Source organism: Streptomyces sp. NPDC002838 (assembly GCF_040295365.1).
GTDB lineage: Bacteria > Actinomycetota > Actinomycetes > Streptomycetales > Streptomycetaceae > Streptomyces.
The window spans coordinates 253,593-264,818 of sequence record NZ_JBEOVF010000009.1 but is presented as its reverse complement, the minus strand read 5'-3'; the positions used below and the strand labels follow the sequence as shown (position 1 = coordinate 264,818).

The 11,226-nt window shown below is 71.6% G+C and carries 10 protein-coding genes and 3 pseudogenes; 5 read left to right on the top strand and 8 right to left on the bottom strand.

Translation table 11 applies throughout. The features are described from left to right. The first annotated feature begins 188 nt into the window (after positions 1 to 188). Both rpmF and ABT063_RS15370 read left to right on the top strand, forming a co-directional pair. Complete coding sequence (gene rpmF / locus ABT063_RS15375) at positions 189 to 359, top strand: 50S ribosomal protein L32 (RefSeq protein WP_095750490.1); 171 nt, start codon at positions 189 to 191, stop codon at positions 357 to 359. Between the two features lie 4 nt (positions 360 to 363). Continuing rightward, positions 364 to 1,536: a GTP-binding protein gene (locus ABT063_RS15370; protein ID WP_351057788.1), complete on the top strand. Its 1,173-nt coding sequence runs from the start codon at positions 364 to 366 to the stop codon at positions 1,534 to 1,536. Here ABT063_RS15370 and ABT063_RS15365 read toward each other — a convergent pair. Further along, on the bottom strand, positions 1,479 to 2,210 hold the full coding sequence (locus ABT063_RS15365; RefSeq protein WP_351057787.1) for a nucleotidyltransferase domain-containing protein: 732 nt from the start codon (positions 2,208 to 2,210) through the stop codon (positions 1,479 to 1,481). The genes ABT063_RS15370 and ABT063_RS15365 overlap by 58 nt on opposite strands. 173 nt (positions 2,211 to 2,383) lie before the next feature. Here ABT063_RS15365 and ABT063_RS15360 point away from each other — a divergent pair, with 173 nt between their 5' ends. After that, complete coding sequence (locus ABT063_RS15360) at positions 2,384 to 3,382, top strand: LLM class flavin-dependent oxidoreductase (protein WP_351057786.1); 999 nt, start codon at positions 2,384 to 2,386, stop codon at positions 3,380 to 3,382. A gap of 70 nt (positions 3,383 to 3,452) precedes the next feature. Here ABT063_RS15360 and ABT063_RS15355 read toward each other — a convergent pair whose 3' ends face one another. The 5 genes from ABT063_RS15355 to ABT063_RS15335 form a co-directional block, all read right to left on the bottom strand. After that, positions 3,453 to 4,262, bottom strand: coding sequence for a lysophospholipid acyltransferase family protein (locus ABT063_RS15355; protein ID WP_351057785.1), 810 nt, complete (start codon positions 4,260 to 4,262; stop codon positions 3,453 to 3,455). Then, positions 4,262 to 5,032 carry a GNAT family N-acetyltransferase gene (locus tag ABT063_RS15350; protein ID WP_351057784.1) on the bottom strand — a complete coding sequence of 257 codons (771 nt, stop codon included), beginning with the start codon at positions 5,030 to 5,032 and terminating at the stop codon, positions 4,262 to 4,264. Before ABT063_RS15350 ends, ABT063_RS15355 begins: the two co-directional genes overlap by 1 nt. Positions 5,033 to 5,239: 207 nt before the next feature. Continuing rightward, the gene (locus ABT063_RS15345) at positions 5,240 to 5,989 is read right to left on the bottom strand and encodes a succinate dehydrogenase/fumarate reductase iron-sulfur subunit (protein ID WP_351057783.1); all 750 of its coding nucleotides are present in this window, start codon (positions 5,987 to 5,989) and stop codon (positions 5,240 to 5,242) included. Continuing rightward, complete coding sequence (locus ABT063_RS15340) at positions 5,986 to 7,935, bottom strand: fumarate reductase/succinate dehydrogenase flavoprotein subunit (protein WP_351057782.1); 1,950 nt, start codon at positions 7,933 to 7,935, stop codon at positions 5,986 to 5,988. The genes ABT063_RS15345 and ABT063_RS15340 overlap by 4 nt, the downstream gene beginning before the upstream one ends. 1 nt (position 7,936) lies before the next feature. Continuing rightward, entirely contained in the window at positions 7,937 to 8,605 is a 669-nt protein-coding gene (locus ABT063_RS15335) for a succinate dehydrogenase (RefSeq protein WP_351057781.1), read from the bottom strand. Between the two features lie 120 nt (positions 8,606 to 8,725). On the opposite strand from ABT063_RS15335, the gene ABT063_RS15330 reads away from it, so the two are divergent. Next, positions 8,726 to 9,610, top strand: coding sequence for a LysR family transcriptional regulator (locus ABT063_RS15330; RefSeq protein ID WP_351057779.1), 885 nt, complete (start codon positions 8,726 to 8,728; stop codon positions 9,608 to 9,610). Positions 9,611 to 9,612: 2 nt separating this feature from the next. Here ABT063_RS15330 and ABT063_RS15325 read toward each other — a convergent pair. Next, positions 9,613 to 10,502, bottom strand: a pseudogene (locus ABT063_RS15325) (NAD(P)H-binding protein). Between the two features lie 157 nt (positions 10,503 to 10,659). Here ABT063_RS15325 and ABT063_RS15320 point away from each other — a divergent pair. Then, a pseudogene (locus ABT063_RS15320) lies at positions 10,660 to 10,934 on the top strand (LysR family transcriptional regulator); the annotation flags it as partial. Positions 10,935 to 10,962: 28 nt separating this feature from the next. Here ABT063_RS15320 and ABT063_RS15315 read toward each other — a convergent pair. Next, positions 10,963 to 11,226, bottom strand: a pseudogene (locus ABT063_RS15315) (DUF4440 domain-containing protein); the annotation flags it as partial.

Here is an 11,226-nt window from a genome sequence, read left to right as displayed (position 1 = left end):
CGCCCCCAAGCCCACCCCCCCCTCCGCGTTTTCCGTGTACGTGTGGCGGGTGGGCCCGGCGGTGGTGTGGGGCGCCCGGGGGGTGGCGGCGGGCCCCCCCCGACTCCCCGGAGTCGACTCCCCGGAATTGTTAATGGGATCCATTTTCATGTAGCGTCCTCGGTGCTCGCCCACCGAGGAGGAACGCCATGGCCGTCCCCAAGCGGAAGATGTCCCGCAGCAACACCCGTCACCGCCGCGCGCAGTGGAAAGCCGCCACGCCCACGCTCGTACCCGTCACGATCGACGGCGTGCGTCACCTCGTACCGCAGAACCTGGTCAAGGCGTACGAGCGCGGGCTGCTGCGGCCCGAGGGCTGAGCGGATGACGTACGACCGACTGCCCGTCACCGTGCTCTCCGGGTTCCTGGGGGCGGGCAAGACGACGCTGCTCAATCATGTGCTCGCCAATCGTGACGGGCTGCGCGTCGCCGTCATCGTCAACGACATGAGCGAGGTCAACATCGACGCGGCGCTGGTCCGCGGCGGTGAGGCGGCCCTGTCCCGGACCGAGGAACGCCTGGTCGAGATGACCAACGGGTGCATCTGCTGCACCCTGCGCGACGACCTGCTGGAGGAGGTCGGCCGGCTGGCCCGCGAGGGCCGCTTCGACCACCTGCTCATCGAGAGTTCCGGCATCTCCGAGCCCATGCCGGTGGCCGCCACCTTCGCCTTCGCCCGCGACGACGGCGCCACCCTCGACGACGTCGCCCGCCTGGACACGATGGTCACGGTCGTGGACGCCGCCAACTTCCTGACGGAGCTGGACAGCGGCGACGAGCTGATCGAGCGCGGCCTGGACCAGTACGAGGACGACGAGCGCACGGTCAGCGATCTGCTCGTCGACCAGATCGAGTTCGCCGACGTCCTGGTGCTCAACAAGCTCGACCTGGTCGACGAGGAGGCGGCCGCCCGCCTGCGCGCGACGCTCGGCCGCCTCAACCCCGTCGCCCGGATCGTCCCGGCCGTCCACGGAACGGTGGCTCTCCGGGAGGTGCTGGGCACCGGGCTGTTCGACCTGGAGCGTGCCCAGCAGGCCCCGGGCTGGGTGCGGGAGCTCAACGGCGACCATGTCCCGGAGACGGAGGAGTACGGAGTCTCCTCCACCGTCTTCCGCTCCGAACTCCCCTTCCATCCCGGCCGGGTGTGGGCCTTCGTCACCGAGGAACTGGACGGCGGCAGGTACGGGCGGATCCTGCGGTCGAAGGGGTTCTTCACCCTGGCCAGCCGTCCGAACGTGACGGGACTGTGGTCGCAGGCCGGTGCGGTGGCCCGCTTCGAGCCGTCCGCCGCCCGTGACCCCGACGCCCCGTACGCGCAGGAACTGGTCTTCATCGGTACGCAGTTGGACGCGGAGGCCCTCAAGGCCGCGCTCACCGACTGCCTCATGCGCCCGAACGAGACGGCCCCCGCGGCCGACCCGTTCCCCGCCTGGGACACCTACGGCATCGACGAGGCCTGCGAGCACGAGCACGCCGCGGAGGTATCCGGGGTGTAGAAGTGGCCGCGGACCCTGTGCAGCCACGCCTCCACCGCCGCCTCGTCGGGCCGGTCCGGCAGCACCGTACGGGTCTCGTCGAAGGCGGCCTCGTAGTACCTGAGCAGGGGCAGCGCGACCGAGGAGTCGGCGGCGACGCGCTCGCCGAACGCGTGGTACTCCTCCGGGTTCTCGACCCGGATCTCCAACTGCCCGGTCGCGTACAGCTGAAGGCCCTGGTGGCACAGCCGTTTCAGGTGCCGGGCGTGCTTCGCGGTGCGCCCCCGCGTGTCCGCGGAGAACGAGCCGTCGCCGCGGGCTTGCAGGCGCCGGAACTGCTGGGCGGCGTAGCCGAGGTAGGCGTCCCGCACGCGCTGGGCGGACAGGAACGCCGTACGGATGCCGATCAGCTCCTCGCCCAGGGGTGCGCGCACCTCGTACAGGTCGGCCGGCAGCCACACCAGCTCCATGGCGGTCGGGTTGCCGCCCAGGGCGAGCCGGCACCACTTCGCGGCCTCGTGCAGGGTGCGGTCCGGCGCCCTGGTGACGTGGGACTCCTTCGGGCCGCGCAGTCCGTGCAGGTCGGTGGTGGGCGCGGCGAACAGGCCGAGACGGTCGACGTCGGAGCCCGCCTGGGCGAGCCCGTACGCGGTCGAGCCGACGACGCCGGACAGCAGGAGGTTCGGGACGGTCACAGTCGGCCTCCTTTCCGGTGCGGGACGACCTTTCCGGTGCGGGACGCTCGGCGGCCGCCGTGCAGCGGGCTCCATTGTTGGTGACGTGCGGGATCGCGGTCACGCGGTTTTCCCCGGCGGCGGTCGGCGTCGGCGGATGGGAATGTCACCGCCCGCCAGGCGTTGAACCCCATGTGAGTTCCGTGATCGCCGCCACCCGCTTCTCCGTCCTCGACCGTTCCCGCACCCGCGAGGGCCGTACGAACGCCGAGGCGCTGCGCGACACCGTGCGGCTGGCGCAGGAGCTGGAAGGGCTCGGGTACCACCGGTTCTGGGTGTCGGAGCACCACGGCGTGCCCGGGGTCGCCGGTTCCGCGCCGACCGTGCTGGCCGCCGCCGTGGCCGCGGCGACACGGACGATCCGGGTCGGCACCGGCGGCGTGATGCTGCCCAACCACCAACCCCTGATCGTGGCCGAGCAGTTCGGAGTGCTGGAGTCCCTCTTCCCCGGGCGGATCGACATGGGGCTGGGCCGGTCGGTGGGCTTCACGGACGGCGTGCGCAAGGCCCTGGGACGCGACAAGGGCGACGCCGAGGACTTCGCGGCGCAGCTCGACGAGCTGCTCGGCTGGTTCCGGGGAACGTCCCCGACCGGCGTGCACGCACGCCCCGCCGAGGGCCTGACCGTGCCGCCGTTCGTACTGGCCATGGGCGAGGGCGCCGCCATCGCGGCGCGGGCTGGCCTGCCGATGGTCATCGGGGACCTCAGGAGCCGGGAGAAGATGCAGCGCGGCATCGACCACTACCGCGCGCACTTCCGTCCCTCCCCCTGGGCGCGCGAGCCGTACGTCGTCATCTCCGGCACGGTCGCGGTGGCGGCGACGCCCGCCGAGGCCCGGCGGCTGCTGATCCCGGAGGCCTGGTCCATGGCGTACTCGCGCACCCACGGCACCTTCCCGCCCCTGCCGCCCGCCGAGCGCGTCGACGCCCTGCCGATGACCGGCAAGGAACGCGGCTTCTACGAGTCCGGACTCGCCGGGCACATCGCCGGCACCGAGGAGCAGGTCGCGCACGAGCTGGAGACGCTGCTGAAGGAGACGGGGGCACAGGAACTCCTCGTCACCACCAGCACCTACGACCGCGAGGCCCTGCTGGACTCCTACCGGCGGCTTGCCGGGATCTTCGCTTCCTAGGCCTGCCGACGGATCATGCCGCAGGCGCGGGGCCTTGCACGCCTCCCCCACGCTCCCCCGGACAGGCCTGCTAAGCGACCAAGGCGGCGTGGGTCCAGTCCAGCTCGGCCGTCGCCCCCGGCTGCGCGGCCCGGGCGAGTGCGCGGCGGTCGGAGTGGCGGCCCGGTGGGATGACGTCCCGGACCTCGACCTCGGCCACCAGTCCGCGCGCCGAGACCACCCGCCACATCGAGGTGAGCAGGGAGTCCTCGCCGACGAAGGCGGGCGCGGTGCTGGCCGCTCCCCCGGCGAGCCGGTAGCGGATGTGCACGGGCTGCACGGGGACTCCGGCGTCGAGCGCGGCCTGGAAGACGGCCCGGCGGAAGTGCCCCTGGGCGCGGCCGCACCAGGTGCTGCCCTCGGGGAAGACCGCGACCGCCTGCCCGGAGCGCAGGACGTCCGCGATCCGGGCGACCGTGCCGGGCAGCGCGCGCAGCCGGTCCCGGTCGATGAACAGGACCCCGCCCCGCGCGGCCAGCGGTCCCGCCACGGGCCATTGCCGGATCTCGGCCTTGGCGAGCATCCGGGCCGGGCGGACGGCGGCGAGCAGCGGGATGTCCAGCCAGGAGATGTGGTTGGCGACCAGCAGCAGCCCTCCGGCGGGCGCGGTGGCGCCGGTGATACGGACCTGGACCCCTGCGGCCCGTACGATCCACCGGCACCACCGCTTCACCGGACCGGCGGGGATCCTCCCGCCGAGCGGCGTCAGGACGACCCCGGCGAGCACCAGGGCCGTGACCGCCGCCAGCCGCAGCACGGCACGCGGTACGGCCGTGGCGGATGCCCTCGCCTCCACGCACGCCCTCGGGGTGCAGGGCGCGCTGGGCAGCCAGACGCTCATCAGGCCGGGACGAGGGAGAGGAAGTGCCGCAGATAGCGCGGGTTGACCCTGCGCATCGACAGCAGCACGTACAGGTCGGCGACCCCGAAGTCCGGGTCATGGGCGGGCTCCGCGCAGACCCAGGCGCCGAGGCGGAGGTAGCCGCGCAGGAGTGCGGGCAGTTCGGTGCGGGCGGCGGGCGTGTCGTTCTGCGGCACCCACGGCAGCAGCGGCCGTACGCGGAACTCCTCGGGTGCCAGGTACTTGGCCCGCACCCGGTCCCAGGTGGCCGTCGCGAGGGCGCCGCCGTCGGCCAGGGGGATCGAGCAGCAGCCGGCGAGCCACTCGTGACCGCCGTCCACCATGTAGCGGGCGATGCCGGCCCAGATGAGTCCGATGACCGCGCCGTCCCGGTGGTCGGGGTGGACGCAGGAGCGGCCGACCTCGACGAGCCCAGCACGGATGGGGTCGAGCGGGGCGAGGTCGAACTCGCCCTCCGAGTACAGGCGTCCGGCGACGGCGGCCCGCTCGGGCGGCAGCAGCCGGTACGTCCCGACGACCTGGCCGGTCACGGTGTCGCGCACGAGCAGGTGGTCGCAGTACGCGTCGAAGGCGTCGGCGTCGAGCCCGGGCTGCGGGGTGGACAGCAGGGCGCCCATCTCCCCGGCGAAGACCTCGTGCCGCAGCCGCTGCGCGGCACGCACGTCGGCTTCGTCGCGGGCGAGGGTGACGGTGTAGCGGGTGGGAGCGGTCGACTGCGGGGGACGGTCGAGCGTGGAAACGCCGGTCATGGCTCTCTCCAGGTCACGGGCCGAGGGCGGCGAGCGGTGCCGCCGCCACAGTTCTTCCGACGCCGGCTGACCGGCGCGTGACCCACGAAGAGAGACACGGTGTGAGGTTGTTGAATGCCAGGGGTGCCTGGCGGGGCCGGGGTTGAGCACCACTCCCGGCCCCGCCCGTCCGCACCTTGTCGGCGAACGTTCTGTGAGCTGGGGGGTCTAGCGCCCGGCCACCTTGCGGGTCGCGCGCAGCCACTCCTTGTTCATGCTCGTGATGGACACCAGCGGGATGCCCTTGGGGCATGCCGTGGCGCACTCTCCGGTGAGGGTGCAGCCGCCGAACCCCTCCTCGTCCATCTGCGCGACCATGTCCAGCACGCGCGTCTCGCGCTCGGGCGCGCCCTGCGGCAGGACGTTGAGGTGGTTGATCTTGGCGGATGTGAACAGCATCGCCGCTCCGTTGGGACAGGCGGCCACACACGCCCCGCACCCGATGCACTCCGCGTGCTCGAAGGCGAAGTCGGCGTCCGGCTTGGGCACCGGCGTCGCATGGGCCTCCGGCGCGGAACCGGTGGGCGCGGTGATGTAACCGCCGGCCTGGATGATCCGGTCGAACGCCGACCGGTCCACCACCAGGTCCTTGATCACCGGGAACGCGGACGCCCGCCACGGCTCGATGTCGATCGTGTCGCCGTCCCTGAAGGACCGCATGTGCAGCTGGCAGGTCGTGGTCCGCTCGGGCCCGTGCGCGTCGCCGTTGATGACGAGCGAACACGCGCCGCAGATGCCCTCGCGGCAGTCGTGGTCGAAGGCGACCGGGTCCTCGCCCTTGAGGATGAGCTCCTCGTTGAGGGTGTCCAGCATCTCCAGGAAGGACATGTCGGAGGAGATCCCGTCCACCTCGTACGTGGACATCGCTCCGTCGGCGTCGGCGTTCTGCTGCCGCCAGACGCGCAGGGTGAGCTTCATGCGTAGCTCCGCTGAGTGGGGTGGACGTACTCGAAGACCAGGTCTTCCTTGTGCAGAACCGGAGCGTCACCGGTTCCCATGAACTGCCAGGCGGCCGCGTACGCGAACTCCTCGTCCCTGCGGGCGGCCTCGCCGTCGGGAGTCTGGGACTCCTCACGGAAGTGGCCGCCGCAGGACTCGCCGCGGTGCAGCGCGTCGAGGCACATCAGCTCGGCGAGCTCCAGGTAGTCGACGACGCGGTTGGCCTTCTCCAGGGACTGGTTGAACTCCTCGCCGGTCCCCGGGACCTTGATCCGCCGCCAGAACTCCTCGCGGATCTGCGGGATGCGCTCCAGCGCCTTGCGCAGTCCGCTGTCGGTGCGGGCCATGCCGCAGAACTCCCACATGAGTTCGCCGACTTCGCGGTGGAAGGAGTCGGGGGTGCGGTCGCCGTCGACGGCCAGCAGCAGGTTCAGCCGGTCCTCGGTCTCGGCCAGCACCTCCTGCACGACGGGGTGTTCGGCGTCGATCGCGTCGTGGTGGGGGTTGCGGGCGAGGTAGTCGTTGATGGTGGCCGGCAGTACGAAGTAGCCGTCGGCCAGGCCCTGCATCAGCGCGGAGGCGCCCAGCCGGTTGGCGCCGTGGTCGGAGAAGTTGGCCTCGCCGATCGCGAACAGGCCGGGGACGGTGGTCTGGAGGTCGTAGTCGACCCAGAGGCCGCCCATCGTGTAGTGCACCGCCGGGTAGATCCGCATCGGCACCTCGTACGGATCCTCGTCGGTGATCCGCTGGTACATGTCGAAGAGGTTGCCGTACTTGGCCTCGACCGCCCCCCGGCCCATGCGCTCGATGGCGTCCGCGAAGTCGAGGTAGACGCCCTGTCCGCCGGGACCGACGCCCCTGCCCTCGTCGCAGACGTTCTTCGCGGCGCGGGAGGCGATGTCACGCGGGACGAGGTTGCCGAAGGAGGGGTAGATGCGCTCCAGGTAGTAGTCGCGCTCGTCCTCGGGGATCTTGTTCGGCGGGCGGTCGTCGCCCTTGGCCTTGGGCACCCAGATCCGGCCGTCGTTGCGCAGCGACTCGCTCATCAGGGTGAGCTTGGACTGGTGGTCGCCGGTGCGCGGGATGCAGGTGGGGTGGATCTGGGTGAAGCAGGGGTTGGCGAAGTAGGCGCCGCGCCGGTGCGCCCGCCAGATCGCGGTCGCGTTGGAGTTCATGGCGTTCGTCGACAGGTAGAAGACGTTGCCGTAACCGCCGCTCGCCAGCACGACGGCGTCGGCGAAGTACGTGTCGATGCGACCGGTGATGAGATCCCTCGCCACGATCCCGCGCGCCCGCCCGTCGACGACGATCAGGTCCAGCATCTCCGTCCGCGGGTGCATCTCCACGTTCCCGGCCGCGATCTGCCGGGACAGCGCCTGGTAGGCGCCGAGGAGCAGCTGCTGCCCTGTCTGCCCTCGGGCGTAGAAGGTCCGCGACACCTGGACGCCGCCGAAGGAGCGGGTGTCGAGCAGGCCGCCGTACTCGCGGGCGAAGGGCACGCCCTGCGCCACGCACTGGTCGATGATCTCCACCGAGATCTGCGCCAGCCGGTGGACGTTCGACTCCCGCGCCCTGAAGTCGCCGCCCTTGACGGTGTCGTAGAACAGCCGGTGGATGGAGTCCCCGTCGTTGCGGTAGTTCTTGGCCGCGTTGATGCCGCCCTGCGCGGCGATCGAGTGGGCGCGGCGCGGGGAGTCCTGGTAGCAGAACTGGACGACGTGGTAGCCCTGTTCGGCGAGGGTGGCACCGGCGGAGCCGCCGGCGAGGCCGGTCCCCACCACGATCACCGTGTGCTTGCGGCGGTTGGCGGGGTTGACCAGCCTGGCCTCGAAACGGCGCTTGTCCCAGCGTTCGTTGATCGGGCCGGCCGGGGCCTTGCTGTCGACGACGGGCTCGCCGGTCGTGTAGTCGGCGTAGGTACTCATGTCAGCTCACCACTCCGGTCATGACGCCCACGGGGACGGCGATGAAGCCGGCCGTGAGCAGCAGCGCGAGGATGTCGGCGACGGTCTTGAAGGCGCGGTCGCGGGTGCGGCTGCCGACGCCGAGGGTCTGGGCGGCGCTCCAGAAGCCGTGCCGGATGTGCAGGCCGAGAGCGAGCATCGCCACGATGTAGATCACGTTGCCGTACCAGGTGGAGAAGGTGTCCACGACGTTCTGGTACGGGTGGCCGGGCTGGAAGCCGGGATGCACGGTGCCGGTGGTCAGGTCCAGGATGTGCCAGACGATGAACAGGCCGAGGATGATCCCGCCCCAGCGCATGGTGCGCGTCGCGTAACTGGCCCGCGGCTTCTTGTGGACGTACTTGCTCGGGCGCGCCTTGATGTCGCGGCGGCTGAGCTGGTACGCGGACGTGGCGTGGGCGACCACGGCGACCACCAGCACGATCCGGATCAGCCACAGCGTCCACTCGTAGTGCATGAACGGTTCGCCGACAGTGCGCAGCCAGTGCGCGTAGTGGTTGAACTCGCCCGACCCGAAGAAGATCTTCAGGTTGCCGATCATGTGGGCGACCAGGTACAGCAGCATGATCAGACCGCTGACCGCCATCACGGTCTTCTTGCCGACGGAGGAGTCCCACACGGTGCGTGCCATGGACGGTCGTCGGTCCGTCCGCGTTACCAGTGCCATGTCACAGCACGCTAGGCCCGGGCAACCCGATCGGTCCAAGACATGGTCCGGCTTGATTCCATAGGCTACGGCTATCGTACGACCATGCAGTTCCAGCAGCTCCAGTATTTCGTGGCCGTCGCCGAGACCCGTCACTTCACCCGGGCCGCCGAGCTGGTCCATGTCGCCCAGCCCTCGCTGTCGCAGCAGATCAAGGCGCTGGAGCGGGAGCTCGGGGCGGATCTGTTCCAGCGGGCCCGGGGCAACATCACGCTCACCGACGCGGGTGAGGCGCTGCTGCCGCTGGCCCGGCGCATCCTCGCCGACGCGGACACCGCCCGGCACGAGGTGCAGGAGCTGGTGCAGCTGCGCAGCGGACGGGTCCGGCTGGGCGCGACGCCGAGTCTGTGCACAGGGCTGTTGCCGGACGTGCTGCGTGCCTTCCACGACCGCTATCCGGGCATCCGGCTGCTGATCGAGGAGGGCGGCTCCCACGATCTCGTACGGGAACTCGCCCGCGGCGCCCTCGACCTGGCCCTGGTCGTCCTCCCGCTGCCGACGCCCTCCCCCGCGCTCACCACGGTGGATCTGCTGCGCGAGGACCTCGTCGTGGTCTCCTCCCCCGACGCCTCCAGGCCGGGGCACGGGCAGCGCACGGTACGCGTCGCCGATCTCGAGGGCGAACGCCTGGTGATGTTCCGGCACGGCTACGACCTGCGGGAACTGACCGTGGCCGCGTGCCGCGCCGAGGGCTTCGAGCCGGACTTCGCGGTGGAGGGCGGGGAGATGGACGCGGTGCTGGGGTTCGTGCGGGCCGGGCTGGGCGTGGCCGTCGTCCCCCGGATGGTGGCGGCCCGGTCCGGGCGCGGGCTGCGGGTGACCCCGCTGGCCCGGCCCGGGCTGCACCGTACGATCGCGCTCGCGCACCGCAGTGACGTGGCGCCGCCCAGGGCGGCCCGGGAACTCCAGCGGATGCTGCTGGAGCGCTGAGCTCAGCCCAGGACGGCCCGCCTGAGCACCTCCGCGCACCACTGGCGGAAGCCGGTGGGCGCGGACTGAGGGGGTGCTCGGCGCGTCGGCGCCGTAGAGACCCTGGTCGTTCGGGGCGTCCATCATGTCGGCCTGGCCCTGTGCCCAGGCCCCACTGGCCCCGAAGCGCAGCATCATCTCCCGGTGGTCCGCACTGCTGGTCCGCCGGACGCGCACCGGACGGTCCAGCACCTCGGAGACGACCCGGGCCATGCCCTCGGGGGTCAGCTCGTCGGGGCCGGCCAGCGGGACGTCGTCCTGTCCGGTCCAGGAGCCGTCGAGCAGCAGCCGGGCGGCCTCGGCGGCGATGTCGCGGGGGGCGCAGGTACGCAGGACGCGGTCCTGGGACAGCGCCACGCGCCACACACCTGCGTCGCGGATGGACTCGGCCTGGTGGAGCAGGTTCTCCATCAGGAACGGCGCGCACAGTGCCCGGTAGTGCACGCCGGTGGCCGAGACCGTCTCGTCCGCGGCGAGCGACGCCGAGATCTGCCCGGCGTTCGCCACGCCCCGGCCGAGGGTGGAGACGGCGACGACCCGCTCGACTCCCCCGTGCCCGATCACCTCACGCAACGGCTCCGTGAAGGCGCGGACGTGACCCCTCGACGCCGTCGACCCGGGGTGAGGGCGGCACCAGCCAGAACACGCGGTCGGCGCCCTCGCACGCCTCCTTCGGAACAGCGGGGTCCGCGTGCGATCCCCGTACGACCTCCACGTGTTCGCGCACGCGCGGGGAGAGGCGACCGGGGTCACGGGCGATCACCCGGATCCCCGCGGCGCCCTCCGGAGCGTCGAGGCGACGATCGAGGACCTGCCGGCCGATCTGTCCGCTCGGCGTGGTGACGACGATCACGAACAACTCCCAGAAGAATCACTTCACTTGACGTCGTCGAGCCTGCTGCCCGGCGCGCCCGAACTGAAGGACCGGCCCGCTCCCGCTTGTTACCCTCAGGGCAATACCGAACAGAGGGGGAGTTCGTGGAATCCCGCCCGCTGCGCTAATTCGTCGCTTGCACCGGTACCTCGACGAGATCCGCGGCAAGAGCCACGACCTGGCCCAACTGCTCACGCTCGTCGCCCTGGGCGACCTCGTCCCCCTGCTGCCGGACTCCGTCGCCGCCCGCTATCCGCGCCCGGGTGTCGTCTGCCGGCCCGTCGCGGACGCCCCGCCCGCGGTCCTCGCCATCGCCCGGCCCGGCTGCAGTCCCGTTCGACGGCCACGGCGGCACTGGTCCGCGCGGCCACGGCGGTGGCCGACGATCTGCGGGAGAGGGAGACGGGCTGACGGCCGGGGAAGAGCAGCCGAGCGGCCGCTACGCCGACTCGGGCGGGACCGGTGTCCCCTGGTGGTGGTACATCCGCCAGCCGGTCTCCTCGCTCCGCCTGCGCCAGAGCGAGCTGCGGCGCGCGTGCCGGCCGTCGAAGTCCGTCTCGTACGTGAGGTGCGCCAGGCCGGGGGCCAGGACGACGCCGGCGATGGCCGAGGGCTCGTACCGGGGGCCGCCCGCCGAGCTGCCCGGATGGTCGGGCAGTTCGGCCTCCTTCATCTCGTCTGTTCCTCGGTCACCCGGGCATCC